This window comes from Tsukamurella sp. II2bb (assembly GCF_057815145.1).
Window position 1 is genome coordinate 334,755 of sequence record NZ_JBYPZI010000001.1, and the last position, 17,324, is coordinate 352,078.

Sequence of the window (17,324 nt, forward strand, 5' to 3'; positions counted from 1 at the left end):
GGTCAGCGTGCGGCGTGCCGCGCGGGGCGGTTGCGCGCGGCACGGCTGCGCGTGACGGCGTCCGAGAGGCGCCGGTCCCACTGCGCCCAGGCCCCGGGCGGGAGCAGGGCCAGGCCGACGGACACCCCCGCGAGGCCGACGGCGAACCCCGCCACCGTGTCCGAGAACCAGTGCACCCCCAGGTACAGGCGGCTCGCCGCGACGGCTCCGATCACGACGGCGGGAACCACCAGCGCGGCGAGTCGCCGGCCGGCCGGCCATCCCGCGGTGAGTGCCAGCGCCGTCGCCAGGAGCAGTGCGGTCGTGCCCGTGACATGTCCTGACGGGAATCCGTAGTCCGATTCCGGGACCAGGTGATCGACGACCGGTGGGCGCTGGCGCGCGAAGGCGTACTTCAACACGGATGTGATCGCCGAGGCGACCGCGGTCGAACCGAGGACGAAGACGGCGGCGGAAACGGACCGCCGCCACGCCAGGAGCGCCGCGACCACCAGTCCGAGCGCGATCGTGCCGCCCGGGGAGAAGACGTCGGTGATGAGCGTCATCACCGTGGTGGCGCCGGAATTGCGGCGTTCGACCATCTCCTCGAGCACCTCGCCGTCCGCCTCGGTGACAGGGCGCCATCCGACGAGGAGACCGAGGACGACGACGGCGCTCAGCAGCGCGACCGCGGTGGCGAGGAGGGCCCGGCCACGGCTGGTGAGATGATGCATCTCACCAGATTGCCCGCGCGAAAGTCGTTCGTGCAACCCAAGACCGGGTAAAGCAGACCTCATGGCGGGGGTGTTGAGGGGTAGCGTGGTTCGCGTGAGGAAGAGACTGAGGCTCGCCCGTGCCAAGCAGCTGCAGCGCGACACCCTGTACGCGGACGTCTCCGAATGGCAGCCGCCCCTGCCCGACAACTACCCCTATCGATGGGTCGCCATCCGGTCCAACGACGGCACCTACCGCGACCGGCGCTTCGCGGCCAACTGGGACACGACGCGGCGGATGCTCGACCAGGGCCGGCTCGTCGGCGCGATCGTCTACGCCGTGGTCCGCCCGAACTGGGAGGACACCCTCACCGTGCACCTGGAGATGCAGGGGGAGGACCGGCCGGACGTCGTGACCATGGCCGACGCCGAGTCCTGGGGCGGGCAGATCGTGGGCGACCATTCCGGCGCCTTCAACCGCTTCACCTGGGGCGCCTCGGACTGGCGCGGCGGCGGCGCCGACCCGCGACCCACCCGGTGCATGGGCTACCTCAACCCCAACGACATCAGCATTTGGCCGACGATGCCCGAGATGCCCTTCGCCGTGCCCTCCTACGGTGCGCTACCCGATTTCTCCCGAGCGCCGGAACTGGGGCGCCGCTTCGTCGTCCATCAGTACACCGATGGCAGCGGCTACGGGAACGGGCTGCCCGAGGGCTACGGCCGGGTCCGATGCGACATGAACGCCGCCAATGGGCTCGACCCGTGGCAGCTCGGTGATGTGCTCGGCACCACCACCATCCCGGTGGACTGAGTCAGTCCCGGTACGCGGTGTAGACCGTGTCCGGGAGGGTGGGCAGCCAGCCGTCCACCCACGCACCCGCGTAGGCGTGCACGTCGCCGGTCGTCAGCTCGACGACGTGCCCCGGTAGCTCCGCCGCCACCAACGGGAGGAGCCTGCGCCCCTCCGCGGTGTGGACCGCGGCAAGACCGTCCGTCCGCCAGCCGGTGTCCCAGTGGAAGTCACGGTCGAACTCGGCCTGCCAGGCGTCGAGTTCGTGAGCCAGGCCGGGGGACAGGTCGAGGTGCTCCGGCCAGATGCCGCCGTAGGTGGCCCAGAGCGGCGGACCGGAGTAGTCGTTCATCAGCCGGATCCACCGCTCGGGCGCTCCATCGAACTGGCGCACCGTCGTACCGGCGGCGAGCGGTTCGGCACCCGAGGGGGACCACCCCGTCGTCCAGCCTCCGGCGTAGCCCCGCTCCGCGATCGGCCAGAGGCTGTACTTGATCACGAAGCCGGGCAGCTCGGCGACCAGCGCGTCGACGATCGCGTGAGCCTCGCGCGCGTAATCCGCCTCGGCCGTCGCCGTGCGCCAGCCGTCCCTGCCGCCGAGGTGCTCGGTCTCCAACAACGCCTGCCAGGCGCCGACGCGGGTGACCAGCGCGCTGGAGAGTCCGAGTTCCTTGCCGCTGAGCGGGTGTAGCTGATCCACGCCCACGAGAGGGGGCCGGTCGGCGTCCGGCCAGACGTGCAGGACGCGCGCGGGGACGAACGGTGAGTCGGGCATTCGCTCAGGCTACGCGGGTGATTGTGCAACCGCATCGACGTATGGCGGAGAGGGTGGTAGGAAAATGGTATGAGAACGACCATCGACGGGGCGGGGCGGATCGTGGTGCCGAAGGCGATCCGGGATGCGATGGGGTTGAGCGCGGGGAGGGCGGTCGACATGACACTGGCAGACGGACGGATCGAGATCGAGGTGGCGCCGGCACTGGTGCATGTGGACACCAGCGGGCGGTTTCCGGTCATCCGGGCGCAGGAGCCCATGGAGCCACTGACGGACGAGATCGTCAGGGAAACGCTGGAAGCGACCAGACGGTGACGACGCTTGCGCTCGATACCAGCGTTCTTGTGCCGTTCCTCGCGGACTGGCACGCCGCACACGACACCGCGCGCGACGCTGTCGGTGACGGCGACCCGGCGATCCCCGCGCACGTGCTGGCGGAGACGTTCAGTGTGCTGACGCGCGCCCCCGCGCCCAATCGGATACCGGCAGCGGCGGTGGCCGAGGCGCTCGGCGCGCTCGTGGTCGATGTGGTCGCACTCGAGCCGGCGGAGGTCCGGGCCCTCATCGTCCGAGTGGGAGCGACCGGCATACGTGGCGGCGCGATCTACGACGCGGTGATCGGTGCGACGGCGGCCACGCACGGGCTGACACTTCTGACAAGGGATCGGCGGGCGCTGACCACCTACGAGGCGGTCGGGGCCACCTACCGGACGGTGTGAGGCGGCACCGTCGGGCGGGGTACCCGGACAGGCGAGCGGCGCCGCCCCTGAGGGACGGCGCCGCGGACACCTTCGCCAGGTGGACGGGATCGATCAGAAGAAGCCCTGCGCGGTGGGAGCGTAGGACACCAGCAGGTTCTTGGTCTGCTGGTAGTGATCGAGCATCATCTTGTGGTTCTCCCGGCCGATGCCCGAGTCCTTGTAGCCGCCGAACGCCGCGTGCGCCGGGTACTGGTGGTAGGTGTTCGTCCAGACGCGACCGGCCTGGATGTCGCGGCCGGCGCGGTAGGCGATGTCGCCGTTGCGCGACCACACGCCGGCGCCGAGGCCGTAGCGGGTGTCGTTGGCGATCTCCATCGCGTTGTCGTAGCCGTCGAACGACGTCACCGCGAGCACCGGGCCGAAGATCTCCTCCTGGAAGATCCGCATGCTGTTGTCGCCCGAGAAGATCGTGGGCTGCATGTAGTAGCCGCCCGACAGGTCGCCGCCCAGGTCGGCCGCCTCGCCGCCGGTGACCAGCGTGGCGCCTTCGTTCTTGCCGATGTCGATGTAGGAGAGGATCTTCTCCAGCTGCTCCTTCGATGCCTGCGCGCCGATCATGGTATCGGTGTCCAGCGGGTCACCCTGGATGATCGCCTTGGTGCGGATGGAGCCGAGCTCGAGGAACTCGTCGAAGATCGGCTTCTCCAGCAGCGCGCGCGACGGGCAGGTGCAGACCTCGCCCTGGTTGAGCGCGAACATCGTGAAGCCCTCGAGGGCCTTGTCCTGGTAGTCGTCGTTGGCGGCCATGACGTCCTTGAAGAAGACGTTCGGGCTCTTGCCGCCCAGCTCCAGCGTGACCGGGATGAGGTTGTCGGCGGCGTAGCCGGCGATCAGCTTGCCCGTGGTGGTCTCACCGGTGAAGGCGATCTTGCGGATCCGCTTCGACGAGGCCAGCGGCTTGCCCGCCTCCAGGCCGAAGCCGTTGACGATGTTCACCACGCCCGGGGGCAGCAGGTCGCCGATGAGGGAGAACAGGTAGAGCACCGAGACCGGGGTCTGCTCGGCCGGCTTGAGCACGATCGCGTTGCCGGCGGCCAGTGCGGGGGCCAGCTTCCACACGGCCATGAGGATCGGGAAGTTCCACGGGATGATCTGTCCCACGACGCCCAGCGGCTCGTGGAAGTGGTACGCGACGGTGTTCTCGTCGATCTCCGAGATGCTGCCCTCCTGCGCGCGCAGACAGGACGCGAAGTAACGGAAGTGATCGATGGCCAGCGGGATGTCGGCGTTGAGCGTCTCGCGGACGGGCTTGCCGTTCTCCCACGACTCGGCGACGGCGATCGCCTCGAGGTTGGCCTCCATGCGATCGGCCATCTTGTTCAGGATGTTGGCGCGGACCGTCGGGGAGGTCTTGCCCCAGGCCGGCGCGGCGGCGTGCGCCGCGTCCAGCGCCAGCTCGATGTCCTCCGCGGTGGAGCGCGCGACCTCGCAGAAGGTCTGGCCCGTGACGGGCGACGGGTTCTCGAAGTACTGGCCCTTCACGGGCGCGACCCACTCGCCACCGATCAAGTTGTCGTAACGGGCCTGGTAGCTCATGAGGGAGCCGGGTGCCCCGGGGCGTGCGTAAACGGTCATAGGGACCTCCTGATGAGTGGCGTGATGTCAGTCACATTCCACCCTACGCAGGGACCGTTGCAACACCGTTGCAGTCCGTTGCAACCCTGATCAGGGCAGCTCAGGCCAGGTCGATGGCGATCGCCGCGAGCCGCCCGTCGGCCTCCGCGCGCGCCCGCTCGTCACCGTGGGCGCGCAGCATCCGCCAGCCGTGCTCGTCGTCGCGCGCGTCGGGCAGCTCGAGCCACCGGCGCAGCAGCCCGAGATCGCGGCTCGCCAGCACGGCCGAGCGCAGGCTCTCCGAGAGCTCGGTCCGCAGCCGTGTCACTCCCGGCGCCGCCGAGTTCGGCAGCAGCGGCCCGCGGTAGACGGCGAGCGCGTCGGCCACGCGGCCGGCACGGATGGCTCCGGCGACGTCGTCGGCGTCGGAGGCCAGCGGGCCCACGAGCCGGTACGGGCGCGACCCGAGGAGATCGGCGCCGACCGTCTTGCGCAGCCGGGAGACCTCTGCGCGGACCGTGACCACGTCGAGGTCGCGCTCGTCGAGCAGGAGAGCCAGGTGGTCGGCGGTGAGGCCCTCCCGATGGCGCGCCAGCAGCGCCAGGATGTCGGCGTGTCTGCCGGTCAGCGGCGTCTCCCGCCCGTCCCTCTCCAGCACCGGGCGGCCACCGAGCAGCCGCAGCCGCGCCGAGGTCGCCGGGGTGGGCGGGCTGAGCCGGAGGATCGCCAGCTGTCCCTCGACGGCGAGCGCGGCCGCTCGCACCAGGGCCAGGGCCTGCGGCGTCGCGACCTCCGGACCGCCCGTCACGTCGAGCACGCCGATCGGTGATCGCGTGATCGGGTCGTGCACGGGCACGGCGGTGCAGTTCCAGCGGTGCGCCCGCCGGGCGAAGTGCTCGGACCCGGCGATCTGCACCTCCGTGTCGAGGGCGAGCGCGGTGCCCGGCGCATTGGTCCCGGCCGCCGCCTCACTCCAGTTCGCTCCCGGCGCGAAGTTCATGGCCGCGGCCCGCCGCAGCGCCGCATCGTCGCCCTCGACCCACAGCAGCGTCCCGTCGCGGTCGCCCACCGCCACCATCGCCCCGGCGGAGTCGTCCACGAGGAGGCGGCGGATCACGGGCATGATGCCGGCCAGCGGGGTGCGGGCCCGCAGGGCGTCGAGCGCCCCGTCGCCCGACGGTGCCTCCCCATCCGGATTGACGCCCACCGCGCGGCTGCGCTGCCAGCTCTCGGCGATGAGGCGTCGCAGCTGGGAGGTGCGCAGCATCGCCTCGTCGACCGCACCGTCGACGAACATGCTGTGCAGCCGCGCGGCCGCACCGGCGGACGCGACGGCTCGGGAACCGGTCGTCATCGTGGGTTCGACGATAGCCCGGAAGGGGATGTCACCAGCCCGGATCGCCCACGATCTGCAGGCTGATGTACGAGGGGTGCTCGGGGCTGAGCAGCACCGTCTGCTTGCCGAACCGGGTCTTGAGCAGGTCGGGGACCGTCGCCAGGTAGCGGGGCACGCTGCCGGCGTAGACGTCCACGCGCAGGCGGTGGCCCTCCTCGAGCAGCGCGTCGGTGGGCACCACGTCGATGTCGAGTTCGATGGTCTCGCCCGGCACCACCCTCTGCTTCGCCGACCAGGTGAGCGGGTGGAAGGCCGCGAGCAGCTCGCCGTCGAGATCGAAGGTGCTGCGGGCGGGGTCGACAGCGCGGTTGGAGGCCAGGAGCGCGCCACCGGACAGGACCGTCGAGGTGCCGTCCGGCGCCACGTCGTTGACAGTCACGGTCCAGATCGCCTCCTCGCCCTCGCATTGGGTCACGAGGTGCACGTTGATCGATCCGCTCAGCTGCACCGGGACCGCGGCGGGCGGCGAGGTGAAGCTGATGGCGCCGCGCTCCTGGGCCCCCGCGTTCTCGCAGGCGGGGACGGCTTTGGTCAGTCCGGCGAGCACCATCGTCAGGTCGGGGGAGGCGAGGCCGCGCAGGTCGAGCCGCGTGGATGCCGACTCGCGCCGGCGCGCCGGGAAGGTCGCGAGGCCACCGTCGTACCTGGTGTGCGCCGCCGTGCCCGACGGTGCCGGGGTCGCGTACAGCCGCTGGGTGCGCGCCCCGGGGCGGGGGAAGGCCTCGCCCGCGGTCCAGCCGCCGCCCTGCTGTTCCAGGGTGACGGGGCCGTAGCGGTCGACGCCGTTGTCGATGCCCTTGAGCCAGCGGTCGTACCAGGCGCGCTCGAGCACGTCGATCCGCGGCGGGGCCTGGGTCCCGCCGAAGCCGGCGCCCATGTCGAAGTGGAAGCCGTTGGTGATGACCATCTGCTTCTGGCCCGCCGGCAGGTTCAGGCGCTGGTAGGTGCGGGGCGTGCTGCGGCCGAAGAGGTCGTGCCAGCCGCCGAACAGGAAGGTGGGGGCGGTGATCGCGTCGATGTTCGCGTTCCGCTCGGTGAAGTAGGGGTTGTCGTTGACCCGTGGATCGCGGCCGGTGAGCACGCCCGAGACCACCGACGAGATCTCCGTCGCGGGCGAGACCAGGCGGCTGTGCAGCCAGCGGAAGACGTTGCCGTTCACCGTGTCCCGCAGCAGGGTGCGCGGATTGTAGAGCCACTTGAGCGCGTTCACCGCGCCCAGCCACAGCGGGATGAAGACCGACGGCAGGCCGCCCGTGATGTAGATGTCACGGACGATGTCCTCGCTGCCTTCGATCGCGAAGACCGCGCCGAGGCCCTCCGGGGCGTGGCCGGCCGCCTGCAGCGAGTTGATCGCGGAGTACGACCAGCCGCCCATCCCGAGCTTGCCGTCGCACCACGCCTGCGCGCGGGCCCAGGCCAGCACCTCGACGGAGTCCCGCTGCTCCCGCGGTCCGAGGATCTGCCAGACGCCGTGCGAGGTGCCCGTGCCGCGGACGTCGACGATGACCTGCACGTAGCCGCTGCGCACCAGGCGCCGGTTGATGCCGAAGCCCTGCAGGAGCCCGCCCGAGAAGTCGACGGTCCCGCCGGTGAGCGCCTTCGACGCGTTCGTCAGGGCGGGGCCGACGAAGGCGGCGTGCGTGGTCTCGTCGATCGCGTCGACGAGCATGCGGTTGTACGGGTTGAGGTTGAGGATCGCGGGATAGGGCCGCTCGACGGGGACGCCGTCGAGCTCGGCGGGCCGGACGACTGTGGCCCGGAGCACCACCCCGTCGGACATGCGGATGTCGACGTTGCGGTCGATGTGGACCCGCGGGTAGGTGAGCCGGCCGTCGACGGCTTCGCGCCAGGCGAGGGCGTCGGCGCCGCCCGTGGGGTCGCCGAGCGGGAGGGTGTGATCGACGCGCGGGTGGTGCGTGCCGCCCGCCGGTGCGGGCAGTGCGGGGCCACGGTCCCAGAGCGGGAAACGCACGCCGGACAACCGTGCGTTCGCTCTGCCGGATCGGCTGGTCACCATTGCAACCCCTTCCTTCAACCGTCAACTTAGAGCACAGGTGACGTACCTCACAAACCGCACATGAGGTCGTTGCAGATCCGATGCAGAACAGTTGCATTCCCGGCGGGCTCGAACAGCCCGGATACAGCACCCCGCACGGCTGTGGACGGCCCGATAAACTCGTTCTCGCAATCCGTTCACGTATGACCCCGGAGGTATCCCATGTCGCTGACCACCACGCTGCTCGATCCCGCGCGCCAGCCGGCCGTCGTCGCCGACTTCGCGTCGGTCGTCGAAGCCGAGGTGAGCGACAAGAGCGGCCTGTCCGGCACCGTCATCAAGACCGCGTACGCCGCGGTGAAGAAGGTCTCGCCCACGGTCATCGAGTCGGCGCTGACGAAGCTGCTGCCCGATTTCGCCGCCGCGCTCGACCCGTTCTGGACCGAGTTCCAGGCGCAGGGACCCGGTGACTTCGGTCAGTTCCTCGCCGCCCGCGGCGACGCCGTCGGCGATGCGCTGCTCGCGGTGACCGACAAGAAGGCCGAGTCCACCAGCCAGCCCGCGCTGCGCAAGGCCTACTCGAGCCTGCGCGGCAAGGCCAAGGAGAACGTGGTCGCAGCGCTCCCGCGCGTCGGCGCGGCCGTGCAGAAGAACGCGGCCTGATCATGGCGAAGGTGGAGCTCCACGGTTCGGACCAGCTCACCACCGCGGTCGACCACGCCTACAGCGCGACGGTCGCTCCGGGCGCGACCCTGCACGTCGCCGGCGTCGCTCCGCTCGACGCCGGCGGCACCACGCTCGCTCCGGGCGACGTGCAGGGGCAGGTGCGGGCGACCGTCGCGAACCTCCGGGTGATCCTGGGGGAGCGCGGGGCGCGGCTGTCCGATGTCGCGCGGCTCACGGTCTTCGTGGCCGAGCACCTGCAGGTGGACCTGCAGGTCGCGGCCGAGACGCTGGCCGAGATCTTCGTGGACCTGCCGCCGCTCTCGCTGGTCGGTGTCAGCCGGCTCCGCTACGACGACCAGGTGGTCGAACTGGAGGCCGTCGCGGCCCTGTAGGCGCAGCCCCCGGCCCGGCGCGCCCGTGTGATCCCCGGCACAACGCCATCGCGGGGCGAGCGGTGCACACAGGGGTTCGTGCACGCCGGAGGTCAGGGGTTACGGTATGGGCGTGAGTACCTCTTCATCCGCAGATGCCGTGGACACCGTGATCACCGGGGCGAGCTGGCCCAGGATCCTCACCTGGCGTTCCGAGGACGGGAACCTGCTGGAGTCGGTCCGCGTGCAGCTCACGGGCGAGCGGATCCGCGCCTACGGCCGGATCATCGCGGCACCGTCGGCCGACGGTCCCGCCTTCAACGCCTCGTACGACCTGGTCACCGATGACGACGGCATCACCAAGCGCCTGTCCGTCCACGCCCTGACCGAGGCCGGTGAGGCGCAGGTGACCATCGCCCGCGACGGTGAGAACCACTGGCTGGTGCAGGGCGCACAGGGCTCCGAGCGCGGCTTCTTCTCGGGCGCGCTGAGCGTCGACGTGCTCAAGTCGGCGTTCTTCAACGCGCTGACCATCCGCCGGTTCGACCTGCAGAGCCACCCGGAGGACATCGACGTGCCGGTGGTGTACGTGGACCTGCCCAGCCTCGCGGTCAAGGAGACGGTCATCAACTACGACGGTGCCGCCGACGGCATCACCGTGATCTCTCCGATCAGCAGCTCGAAGATCTCGGTCGACGCCGACGGCTTCGTCGTCGACTACCCGGGCCTGTCGCGCCGCGTCGAGTAGGCCTCGCGCAGCGTCATCGGAGAGCGGTGATCACGCCGCCGGCGTGACCGGCCTCGCGCAACGCCCGCTGCCACCCCGCCCCGTCGAGTACGGGGGTGAACGGGGTGCGGCGGGCGTTCTCGTACCGCTTGCGCGCCCCGTACCCCCGCTCGGTGATGCCGCCGACGGTGCCGTGCTCGGCCAGCTCGGCCCGGGCCGCGACGAGCTCGGCGATGGTGTCGTCCAGCGCCTCGAGCAGCGCGCCCGCGTTCGCCTCGCACATCGCGTTCACCAGCGACGGCGCCGTGCCCGCCACCCGCGTGACGTCCCGGAAGCTGCTCGCGGCCAGCGACAGCGCCAGCTGTTTCGCGCCGGGGTCGAGTTCCGCGGTGATCGCGACGGCCTCGGCGACCACGTGCACGGAGTGCGATATCCGCGCGACTGCCGCGTCGTGCTCGGCGGAGCCGGCCGGCACGATCACCGCGCCGCAGTCGAGCCCGACGGTCGCGGCCCGACGCCACGCCTGCGCGGGGGTGTTGTCGTCGGCGGTGACGACCCAGGTGGCACCGTCGAAGAGGGCGGCGTCGGTGGCCGCCCAGCCGGAGAAGGCCGTCCCGGCCATGGGGTGCCCGCCGGCGTACCGCCCCGTCAGGCCCGCCGCGGCCACCCGTCGTGCGACATCGCCCTTGACGCTCACGGCGTCGGTCAGCCAGGCGTTCGGGGCGTGCTCGGCGATGGCGGCGAGCACGCCGTCCAGCGCGGGGACGGGGACCGCGACGACGATGACGTGCCCGCCCGCGTCGGCCCGGCGCAGCGTCGCCACCAGGTCGGACGAGGCGTCGAAGCCGGCCGCCCCGGCATCGTCGACCGCGGCGACCGAGCGGTTCCAGCCGTACGCCGGCCGCCCGGCACGGTCGAGCGCCCGGAGGATCGAGCCGCCGATCAGGCCGAGGCCGAGGACGCACACGGGGACGCCGGAATGAGGAGTAGACACCCCGCTAGCGTTCCACATGGGCGTTCGCAAGCCGGATGAGACGTGTCGCGGACGGGCGTTTACGGATACGGTTTCAGTCATGGCCGCACAGACCTCCCCCGAGCGCTACGACGACATCGACGGCTACGCCGTGGCCGTGACCCGCGAGGAGACCACCTGGACGGTGCACCTCCTCGATCCGGGCGCCCTCGGGAGCATCACCAAGGCCGAGCAGGAGCTCAAGGGCTTGCGCGCCACCGGCGCGGTGTTCGGCCTGCTCAACGTGGACGACGAGTACTTCGTGGTGGTGCGGCCCGGACCGTCGGGAACGCGGCTGCTGCTCTCCGACGCCACGGCCGCGGTCTTCGACGAGCTCGCCGAGCAGGCGCTGGAACGACTCAACATCGAGGTGCCGGACATCGATCCCGAGGAGATCGAGGAGACCGATCCGTGGCCCGAGGGCGACCTGGGGATCCTCGGCGACCTCGGCCTGGGGGAGCAGGAACTCAGCGTCCTGCTCGCGGATCCCGACCTGTACCCGGACGAGCAGCTGCAGGTCATCGCCGAGCGCCTCGGCTTCGACCCGCAGCTGGGCGCTGTCCTGGACTCGCTCGGCTAGTGGCCCTGCTCGACGCCGAGCGCGCGGCGATGGGCCTCGCGCTCGAGGCCGCGGGGCTCTCGGGGCCCGACGACGTCCCCGTCGGCGCCGCGGTCCTCGCCCCCGACGGTGCCGTGCTCGCGCTGGCGGGGAACCGTCGGGAGGAGCTCGGCGATCCGACGGCCCATGCGGAGATCCTGGCGATCCGGGAGGCCACGACGAGGTTCGGCGACGGCTGGCGGCTCGGCGGCTGCACGCTGGCCGTCACGCTGGAGCCGTGCGCGATGTGCGCGGGCGCCCTGGTCTCCGCCCGGATCGGACACCTGGTCTTCGGGGCCTTCGAGCCGAAGACCGGCGCGGTGGGCTCGGTGTGGGACGTGGTCCGCGATCCCCGCGTCACGCACCGGGTGACCGTGCGGGGTGGAGTCCGGGAGGCCGAGTGCGCCGCGCTGCTCACCGACTTCTTCACCCCACACCGTTCCTGAGCTGGCGATTTAGCGTGGGCGGCGACTTCCGGTAAAGTACTCCGACGGTGGCGTGTCCGAGCGGCCGAAGGTGCAACACTCGAAATGTTGTGTGCGGTAACCCCGTACCGGGGGTTCAAATCCCCCCGCCACCGCCGAGAAGGCGCAGGTCACTGCGCCGGGCCCGGCCCGTGTCAACACGGCTGATAGCTGTGTCAACACGGGTCGGGCTATGCTCACTCCATGGCCAGCATCCGCGAGCACACGTCTCGCTCCGGTGTCACGACCCACTCAGTGCTGTACCGACACCACGGCAAGCAGACCTCTGTCACGCTCGCGACCCGTTCAGCAGCGGAGAATCTGGTCGAGCTGATGAAGCTGGTCGGCGTCGACCAGGCGCTCGCCATCACATTCGGTGAGATCGAGCCCGAGCCGGAAGAACCCGCCGCCGGCCCCACGCTCGCGGAGTTCCTCAGCCGACACGTCGACGAACTCACCTCTGCGCACGAGGGCACGAAGGTCCGCTACCGCGCCTACATCGAGGCGATGAAGGCTGACGGGATCGGCACGCGCCCCCTCGTCGAGCTGACCACCCGCGACGTGCAGGCCTGGGTGGTCCGGATGCAGGAGGCCAAGAAGGCCGGCAAGACGATCTCGAACCACCACGGCTTCCTCGCGGGCGCCCTCAACGGCGCTGTGCGCGAGAAACTGATCCCGGCCAACCCGTGTGAGGCGGTGAAGCTGATCTCGAGCGTGCGGGTCAAGGAGCCGGTCTTCATGACCCCGGAGCAGGTGCAGGCGGCCGCCGCGGCGATCGCTCCGCGACACCGGGCGCTGATGCTGTGGCTCGCCGGGACCGGCATGCGCTACAGCGAGGCGACGGCGTTGACCGTCGGCGACGTCGACGCGAAAGCGTGCACAGCGCGCGTCAGCAAGGCATGGAAGCAGGTGCCCGGGCAGCCGTCGGAGCTCGGCCCGCCGAAGTCGAAGCGATCGCGCCGGACCGTCTCGTTCACCAAGGAACTGCTCGACGGGGTGAACCTGGCCCGCCCCAAGACCGCCCTGCTGTTCCCGAACAGCGTCGGCAAGGCGCTCTCGGACTCGACGTTCCGGAAGGCCTGGGTGGAGGCGGTCAAGGACATGGAACCGCGGCCGCGGGTGCACGACCTGCGGCACACCTGCGCGTCGCTGATGATCGCTGCCGGCCAGCCGCTCCACGTAGTCCAGGCCCACCTCGGTCACGAATCGATCCACACAACCATCTCGGTCTACGGGCACCTTGAGCGCGGGGCTGCACAGCGGGCGGCCGCGGCGGTGGGCGCTGCGCTATTCGGTGCCGCCTGACGGCTCCGGCTCCACGGGGCGCGGCGCGCTGCGGATCGCACGCGCTATCCGCGCGTCGCCGATGTCGTCCGCCACCTTCCCGACGGTGCCTGCCTCCACGGCGAGGAGTGCGTCGAGGGCCCGTGCGCGGAGCATCGCGTCGTCGAGGTCTGCGTGTATCTGTCGTGATTCGTCGTCCACATCAATTGGACGCATCAGCAGGCCGATCGGTTCCCATCGGTTGCTGACCGGCGTCCGCGCGGCGCACCGCCGATCACGCCACAATCCACGTGCCTGTCAGGCCCGTGCGACATACTGGTGACCAAGGAGGTGACGATGCTGACGCAGACCGAGGTGGCCGAGATCCGTGATCGCGCGCGGCGCGATGCGGCGGCGACCCTCTCTGTGCACTGGCCTGGCGGCACCCCGGTCGACCCCGTCGTCATCGCCCGCAAACTCGGCATCGAAGTGTTCCGCTCCACTATCGACGGCGACACCTTCGGGATGCTCGTATGGAACCACGGCGGGGCGTCGATGTACCTCGAGAAGGACCAGGCCGCGAACCGGTTCCGGTTCACCTGCGCCCACGAGGTTGGGCACTACGTCGACCGCACCAGCAGGATCACCGCAGATTCCGACGTGCCGACCGCGTTCGTCGACCGTCGCAGCGACGACGGGCGCGGCGACCCCGCCGAGGTGTATGCCAACGAGTTCGCCGCGAACCTCCTCATGCCTCCCGACGAGGTGCGAGCCATGGCGCGGGCCGGCGCGACGGACTTCGAGATGGCGTCGTACTTCGCAGTGTCACTCGACGCGCTGCGATACCGACGGAAGCTGCTGAGTGTCTGACCCAGCACAAGATCCGCCACTGCCCGTACCGCGCGACTCTGAACCGCTTACGAAGTCACCCGGAGGCGCGCCAGACGGTGCGGCCGTACCGCCCGCGCACGGCGGCGATATCCTCCTCGCGCTGCTCAACCTGCACCCGTTCATGGCCTACTTCTGTTGGCTCGCGGACCGGCAGTACGGGGATGCGCAACCGGCCTACGTCAGGGTGGCTCGCCTGCGGAAGCGGACCAAACGGGCGACCGCGCTCTACACGACCTGCGTGCTCCTCGACATGCTGCTCACCCTGGCTGTCACTGTCGGACTGCTCGCTCTGGCGCTCACCGTCGCAGCCAAGGCGGTCTGGCCGCCACCCTGGATGGGGTAGCACGAAACCGGTATCCGGCTCACTCCGTGTGGTCGGTGAACACGTCCTCGACGCTCAGTCCGGGGGCGCGCTCGGCGAGGAGGTTGTCGACCATGAAGCGCGCGGACTTCTCGGTGACGGCCGACGCGCTCGAGGTGTGCTCGCCCCCGCGTCGGTCTCGCCGCGTGTAGCTCACGGTCCACAGGCGCCAGCCGGACAGCGTCACCCTGTCGTCGGGGCCGGCGATGCGGACGGTCAGCTCGATCCGGACGACGGTCCCGCGCCCGTCCGGCACCATGGGCCGCGGTGGCGGATTGCTCCCCACAGGCGCGATCTTCAGCGGCCGGCGGACGCGCGGCACGGGCTCGCTGAAGCCCTCGTCGAGCTTGTGCTCGGCGACCCACCGGTCGACGATCGCGGACGCCTCGGACCGAACCGGGATGGCGACCAGCCCGAAGGTGTAGGCGTCGGAGTGCATGACCTCGCCGGCCGGGGCGCGCCGCCACCGGTCGAGGACCTCGGTGGGGACGCCGATCTCTCGGAGCGTCCGCCAGCCGCCCTCGCGTGCCTGATACTCGGGCGTGACGCTGTAGGAGGACACGATGGGGTCGCGCCCTGGCACCTGCAGGAATTTCACGAAAGCCCAGAGCATGGGCCCGACGATACGACGAGTGCGGCGATTCGGTGCGGTCAGGCGATCGGTTCCCCCGCATCTGGCCCCGCGCGGCAGGTAGCTTGGACGTGCGCCCGTCGCTGGGGTCCTCGCTGACACGTGGTCTCTGCGGCGGGCGCTTTCGTGTCGCCACAGGAGCCAGAAATAGCTCATAACCTGCGATGCAATTAAAACGCTTGCACTCTGCAGCGCGTTGCGGTAACTTGGTTCTTGTCAGCGAGGAACACCCCCGAACAAGGAGAACCACCATGAGCGCCACCGTCACCACCGCCCGCGAGATCCTGTCCGCCATCCACACCGACACGGACGCCGACACCCAGGTCGAGTACGGCGCGGCCTTCCGCGGCGAGGTCACCGACTTCATCCAGCTCGACGACGTGCGCGTCTACGTCGCGGTCGACGGCTCCCCGGAGACCGACGAGAACGGCGTCGACGAGGATGGCACGCAGTGGTTCACCGCGACCCGCTGGGACCGCACCGAGAACGGCGACTGGGAGTGCGACGCCGAGATGTTCGCCGGCGACGCCGACGAGATCACGGCCGGGATCCGCCGGAACCTCGGCCTCTAATCCACCACGCGCGCCCTGCCCCTCGGGCGGGGCGTGCGCCGTCTCTCCCGAACGGAGCCCGACCGTGGCCACTACCCGGTACACCCTGTCCCTGCCCGAGAACCTGCGCCCCTACCTTGAGGGCCTCGCCGAGCTGACTCAGACCTCCGGGGCCGGCGCCGCTGCGGCGGTGATCAGCACGCACCGCGAGCTGATGCGCCTCGAGGCCGGGCGGGTGCCTCTGACCGTCGAGGAGGCATCGGTGCTCGCCGACATCATGTCCGGCACCGCCGTCGGGCCGGGTGTCGGGACCGTCCTCTACGGCGAGGTCGCCGACGCCTTCCATCTCGCCCGGCAGGCTGGCCCGGCCTCCTCCTACGGTGCGCATCACGGCATCGACGAGGATGCGCTGCTGGGCAAGCTGCTCGGGATCGGCCCGTCGGCGGACCTGGCGCTAAGACTGGCGATCGCCCAGTGGTGGCGCAACCAGGACGACGCCGACGACGTTGCGGACTACGACGCCGCGGTCGCCGAGGACGACGGCTACCGCGTGAGCTCCGCGGCGCGCGCGGGCATCGAGGCCACCCTCGCGAGCGGGTTCCGCGCCGTCGGACTTCGGATCGTCCCCACCAACGCCGACAGCGCCGGCGCGCGATGACGCTCCCTGGTGCGCTGCACGACCTGCTCCGGCGGCTCAACGCGCCGCACACGACGCGCTGGCCGGGGATGGTCGGCGAGCTGATCACAGACCTCGACCCCGACGCCGTGCAGCTCTGCGAGGCCGACGCTGATGATGCGTGGGCGGTGACCATCGACGGCGAGAACTGGATCATCCGGTGCGGGCTCACCGGCGCCGGCGAGCCATGGACCGCCCGCCCAGGAGGACGGCAGTGAGGCCGCTGCGGGCGGTGCACCTGCCGGCGATCCGCGACCAGATCGCCGACGATCAGCGCATGCGGCAGCGGTGGCTGCGGGAGAACTTCTCCGACGGCGTCCCGCGGGACGCCGACCCGAAGGCGTGGGAAGCGGTCGAGCGTGCGCTGTGGACCGACGGGTCGGCGCTGCGGCAGGCCGCCTTGTGGTGGGTCAGCGAGGACATGAGCACGCTCGCCTGGCACACCGCGCAGCACAGCGAGGTGATGCCCGACTGGGACATGAGCACACACCGGTCCGGGCTGATCGTGTGGGACGGCGCGCTGCCCGCCGAGATGATCGTGCCGGACGACCTCAGCCGCGGCGAGGGCCGGCCGCTCACGGTGCGGCTGACAGCCCTGGCCTGGCACCTCGGTGCCGACACCGCGCACATGGAGTACTTCACCGCGGACCCGCGGATCCAGCTGCACTGGCACCCGCTCTGGCAGCGGCCGCCGATCCCACTGGTGCAGCTCGCCGCCGAAGGCCTCTACCCCGACCTCGACGAGACGATGCTGCGGGTGCTGGCGGCGACGATGCTGCTCGCCGACCAGCCGACCGTCGGGCATGTCCGGCCAGCGTCGTGGAATCTCGACGCGCCCGGGCCGCGGCCCCGGCCGAAGGTGGTGCCGCTAGTCAAGGTGATCACGCTGCGGGAGATCCTGCACCCCGACCCGCACCTGAGCGACACCATGCAGATCCTCGGCCCCGGCGGTAAACGCATCCGGGAGTACACGCACCGGTGGATCGTCCGCGACCACTCGCGGACCTACCACACGAAGGAGGGGGACATCAAGCGGTGGATCCCGCCGTACGTCGCCGGGCCGGCGCACCTGCCGCTGGTGGTCAAGGAGACCGTGCGGGTGTGGCGCCGATGAGCATCTGGTCGTCCGTCGACGAGATCGGCGGG

23 protein-coding genes and 1 tRNA gene are annotated in these 17,324 nt (G+C 70.8%); 16 read left to right on the forward strand and 8 right to left on the reverse strand.

Translation table 11 applies throughout. The features are described 5' to 3' along the window. Nucleotides 1-2 precede the first annotated feature (2 nt). Nucleotides 3-713, reverse strand: coding sequence for a phosphatase PAP2 family protein (locus AC21LY_RS01735; RefSeq protein ID WP_489044414.1), 711 nt, complete (start codon nt 711-713; stop codon nt 3-5). A 94-nt stretch (nt 714-807) separates the two neighbouring features. Here AC21LY_RS01735 and AC21LY_RS01740 point away from each other — a divergent pair, with 94 nt between their 5' ends. After that, nucleotides 808-1,506, forward strand: coding sequence for a hypothetical protein (locus AC21LY_RS01740; RefSeq protein ID WP_489044415.1), 699 nt, complete (start codon nt 808-810; stop codon nt 1,504-1,506). 1 nt (nt 1,507) lies between these two features. Here the strand turns inward: AC21LY_RS01740 and AC21LY_RS01745 are convergent, their stop codons facing one another. Beyond that, nucleotides 1,508-2,260, reverse strand: a complete 753-nt coding sequence (locus tag AC21LY_RS01745) for a hypothetical protein (protein ID WP_489044416.1) — start codon at nt 2,258-2,260, stop codon at nt 1,508-1,510. 69 nt (nt 2,261-2,329) lie between these two features. Between AC21LY_RS01745 and AC21LY_RS01750 the strand changes: the two genes are divergently transcribed. Continuing rightward, the gene (locus tag AC21LY_RS01750; RefSeq protein ID WP_489044417.1) at nt 2,330-2,575 is read left to right on the forward strand and encodes an AbrB/MazE/SpoVT family DNA-binding domain-containing protein; all 246 of its coding nucleotides are present in this window, start codon (nt 2,330-2,332) and stop codon (nt 2,573-2,575) included. Next, nucleotides 2,572-2,979, forward strand: a complete 408-nt coding sequence (locus AC21LY_RS01755) for a PIN domain-containing protein (RefSeq protein ID WP_489044418.1) — start codon at nt 2,572-2,574, stop codon at nt 2,977-2,979. The genes AC21LY_RS01750 and AC21LY_RS01755 overlap by 4 nt, the downstream gene beginning before the upstream one ends. A gap of 93 nt (nt 2,980-3,072) precedes the next feature. Here AC21LY_RS01755 and exaC read toward each other — a convergent pair whose 3' ends face one another. The 3 genes from exaC to AC21LY_RS01770 all read right to left on the reverse strand — a co-directional run bounded on the left by exaC (nt 3,073) and on the right by AC21LY_RS01770 (nt 7,943). Then, entirely contained in the window at nt 3,073-4,596 is a 1,524-nt protein-coding gene (gene exaC, locus AC21LY_RS01760) for an acetaldehyde dehydrogenase ExaC (protein WP_489044419.1), read from the reverse strand. Between the two features lie 100 nt (nt 4,597-4,696). After that, entirely contained in the window at nt 4,697-5,929 is a 1,233-nt protein-coding gene (locus tag AC21LY_RS01765; RefSeq protein WP_489044420.1) for a GAF domain-containing protein, read from the reverse strand. Between the two features lie 31 nt (nt 5,930-5,960). After that, nucleotides 5,961-7,943, reverse strand: a complete 1,983-nt coding sequence (locus tag AC21LY_RS01770; RefSeq protein ID WP_489044421.1) for a CocE/NonD family hydrolase — start codon at nt 7,941-7,943, stop codon at nt 5,961-5,963. Between the two features lie 246 nt (nt 7,944-8,189). Between AC21LY_RS01770 and AC21LY_RS01775 the strand changes: the two genes are divergently transcribed. The 3 genes from AC21LY_RS01775 to AC21LY_RS01785 all read left to right on the forward strand — a co-directional run bounded on the left by AC21LY_RS01775 (nt 8,190) and on the right by AC21LY_RS01785 (nt 9,752). Beyond that, nucleotides 8,190-8,630, forward strand: a complete 441-nt coding sequence (locus AC21LY_RS01775) for a DUF6918 family protein (RefSeq protein WP_489044422.1) — start codon at nt 8,190-8,192, stop codon at nt 8,628-8,630. Between the two features lie 2 nt (nt 8,631-8,632). Beyond that, entirely contained in the window at nt 8,633-9,025 is a 393-nt protein-coding gene (locus AC21LY_RS01780; RefSeq protein WP_489044423.1) for a RidA family protein, read from the forward strand. A gap of 106 nt (nt 9,026-9,131) precedes the next feature. After that, on the forward strand, nt 9,132-9,752 hold the full coding sequence (locus tag AC21LY_RS01785) for a putative glycolipid-binding domain-containing protein (protein WP_489044424.1): 621 nt from the start codon (nt 9,132-9,134) through the stop codon (nt 9,750-9,752). Between the two features lie 13 nt (nt 9,753-9,765). On the opposite strand, the gene AC21LY_RS01790 is transcribed toward AC21LY_RS01785, so the two are convergent. Further along, nucleotides 9,766-10,725 carry a prephenate dehydrogenase gene (locus tag AC21LY_RS01790; protein ID WP_489044425.1) on the reverse strand — a complete coding sequence of 320 codons (960 nt, stop codon included), beginning with the start codon at nt 10,723-10,725 and terminating at the stop codon, nt 9,766-9,768. Between the two features lie 79 nt (nt 10,726-10,804). Between AC21LY_RS01790 and AC21LY_RS01795 the strand changes: the two genes are divergently transcribed. The 4 genes from AC21LY_RS01795 to AC21LY_RS01810 all read left to right on the forward strand — a co-directional run bounded on the left by AC21LY_RS01795 (nt 10,805) and on the right by AC21LY_RS01810 (nt 13,110). After that, nucleotides 10,805-11,323: a tRNA adenosine deaminase-associated protein gene (locus tag AC21LY_RS01795; protein ID WP_489044426.1), complete on the forward strand. Its 519-nt coding sequence runs from the start codon at nt 10,805-10,807 to the stop codon at nt 11,321-11,323. A 29-nt stretch (nt 11,324-11,352) separates the two neighbouring features. Further along, nucleotides 11,353-11,787, forward strand: a complete 435-nt coding sequence (locus tag AC21LY_RS01800) for a nucleoside deaminase (RefSeq protein ID WP_489045404.1) — start codon at nt 11,353-11,355, stop codon at nt 11,785-11,787. Between the two features lie 46 nt (nt 11,788-11,833). Then, a tRNA-Ser gene (locus AC21LY_RS01805) sits at nt 11,834-11,921 on the forward strand. A gap of 88 nt (nt 11,922-12,009) precedes the next feature. Further along, entirely contained in the window at nt 12,010-13,110 is a 1,101-nt protein-coding gene (locus tag AC21LY_RS01810) for a tyrosine-type recombinase/integrase (protein ID WP_489044427.1), read from the forward strand. Here the strand turns inward: AC21LY_RS01810 and AC21LY_RS01815 are convergent. Then, nucleotides 13,093-13,245, reverse strand: coding sequence for a hypothetical protein (locus AC21LY_RS01815; protein ID WP_489044428.1), 153 nt, complete (start codon nt 13,243-13,245; stop codon nt 13,093-13,095). The genes AC21LY_RS01810 and AC21LY_RS01815 overlap by 18 nt on opposite strands. 180 nt (nt 13,246-13,425) lie before the next feature. Here AC21LY_RS01815 and AC21LY_RS01820 point away from each other — a divergent pair, with 180 nt between their 5' ends. Both AC21LY_RS01820 and AC21LY_RS01825 read left to right on the forward strand, forming a co-directional pair. Next, complete coding sequence (locus AC21LY_RS01820) at nt 13,426-13,938, forward strand: ImmA/IrrE family metallo-endopeptidase (protein ID WP_489044429.1); 513 nt, start codon at nt 13,426-13,428, stop codon at nt 13,936-13,938. Nucleotides 13,939-14,080: 142 nt separating this feature from the next. Continuing rightward, nucleotides 14,081-14,302: a hypothetical protein gene (locus AC21LY_RS01825; RefSeq protein WP_489044430.1), complete on the forward strand. Its 222-nt coding sequence runs from the start codon at nt 14,081-14,083 to the stop codon at nt 14,300-14,302. Nucleotides 14,303-14,321: 19 nt separating this feature from the next. Here the strand turns inward: AC21LY_RS01825 and AC21LY_RS01830 are convergent, their stop codons facing one another. Further along, nucleotides 14,322-14,933: a hypothetical protein gene (locus AC21LY_RS01830; protein ID WP_489044431.1), complete on the reverse strand. Its 612-nt coding sequence runs from the start codon at nt 14,931-14,933 to the stop codon at nt 14,322-14,324. 269 nt (nt 14,934-15,202) lie between these two features. Between AC21LY_RS01830 and AC21LY_RS01835 the strand changes: the two genes are divergently transcribed. From AC21LY_RS01835 to AC21LY_RS01850, 4 genes are all read left to right on the forward strand, one after another. Then, on the forward strand, nt 15,203-15,523 hold the full coding sequence (locus AC21LY_RS01835) for a hypothetical protein (RefSeq protein ID WP_489044432.1): 321 nt from the start codon (nt 15,203-15,205) through the stop codon (nt 15,521-15,523). A 64-nt stretch (nt 15,524-15,587) separates the two neighbouring features. Beyond that, the gene (locus AC21LY_RS01840; RefSeq protein ID WP_489044433.1) at nt 15,588-16,160 is read left to right on the forward strand and encodes a hypothetical protein; all 573 of its coding nucleotides are present in this window, start codon (nt 15,588-15,590) and stop codon (nt 16,158-16,160) included. Further along, nucleotides 16,157-16,396 carry a hypothetical protein gene (locus AC21LY_RS01845; protein ID WP_489044435.1) on the forward strand — a complete coding sequence of 80 codons (240 nt, stop codon included), beginning with the start codon at nt 16,157-16,159 and terminating at the stop codon, nt 16,394-16,396. Before AC21LY_RS01840 ends, AC21LY_RS01845 begins: the two co-directional genes overlap by 4 nt. Next, nucleotides 16,393-17,292, forward strand: coding sequence for a hypothetical protein (locus tag AC21LY_RS01850; protein WP_489044436.1), 900 nt, complete (start codon nt 16,393-16,395; stop codon nt 17,290-17,292). Before AC21LY_RS01845 ends, AC21LY_RS01850 begins: the two co-directional genes overlap by 4 nt. Nucleotides 17,293-17,324 lie beyond the last annotated feature (32 nt).

Coding starts and splice junctions, on each gene's coding strand:
- AC21LY_RS01735 (WP_489044414.1), bottom strand. CDS start 713: ATGCATCATCTCACCAGCCGTGGCCGGGCCCTCCTCGCCACCGCGGTC.
- AC21LY_RS01795 (WP_489044426.1), top strand. CDS start 10,805: ATGGCCGCACAGACCTCCCCCGAGCGCTACGACGACATCGACGGCTAC.
- AC21LY_RS01820 (WP_489044429.1), top strand. CDS start 13,426: ATGCTGACGCAGACCGAGGTGGCCGAGATCCGTGATCGCGCGCGGCGC.
- AC21LY_RS01845 (WP_489044435.1), top strand. CDS start 16,157: ATGACGCTCCCTGGTGCGCTGCACGACCTGCTCCGGCGGCTCAACGCG.
- AC21LY_RS01825 (WP_489044430.1), top strand. CDS start 14,081: ATGGCCTACTTCTGTTGGCTCGCGGACCGGCAGTACGGGGATGCGCAA.
- AC21LY_RS01785 (WP_489044424.1), top strand. CDS start 9,132: ATGGGCGTGAGTACCTCTTCATCCGCAGATGCCGTGGACACCGTGATC.
- AC21LY_RS01830 (WP_489044431.1), bottom strand. CDS start 14,933: ATGCTCTGGGCTTTCGTGAAATTCCTGCAGGTGCCAGGGCGCGACCCC.
- AC21LY_RS01780 (WP_489044423.1), top strand. CDS start 8,633: ATGGCGAAGGTGGAGCTCCACGGTTCGGACCAGCTCACCACCGCGGTC.
- AC21LY_RS01835 (WP_489044432.1), top strand. CDS start 15,203: ATGAGCGCCACCGTCACCACCGCCCGCGAGATCCTGTCCGCCATCCAC.
- AC21LY_RS01750 (WP_489044417.1), top strand. CDS start 2,330: ATGAGAACGACCATCGACGGGGCGGGGCGGATCGTGGTGCCGAAGGCG.
- exaC (WP_489044419.1), bottom strand. CDS start 4,596: ATGACCGTTTACGCACGCCCCGGGGCACCCGGCTCCCTCATGAGCTAC.
- AC21LY_RS01800 (WP_489045404.1), top strand. CDS start 11,353: ATGGGCCTCGCGCTCGAGGCCGCGGGGCTCTCGGGGCCCGACGACGTC.
- AC21LY_RS01815 (WP_489044428.1), bottom strand. CDS start 13,245: ATGCTCCGCGCACGGGCCCTCGACGCACTCCTCGCCGTGGAGGCAGGC.
- AC21LY_RS01765 (WP_489044420.1), bottom strand. CDS start 5,929: ATGACGACCGGTTCCCGAGCCGTCGCGTCCGCCGGTGCGGCCGCGCGG.
- AC21LY_RS01775 (WP_489044422.1), top strand. CDS start 8,190: ATGTCGCTGACCACCACGCTGCTCGATCCCGCGCGCCAGCCGGCCGTC.
- AC21LY_RS01810 (WP_489044427.1), top strand. CDS start 12,010: ATGGCCAGCATCCGCGAGCACACGTCTCGCTCCGGTGTCACGACCCAC.
- AC21LY_RS01745 (WP_489044416.1), bottom strand. CDS start 2,260: ATGCCCGACTCACCGTTCGTCCCCGCGCGCGTCCTGCACGTCTGGCCG.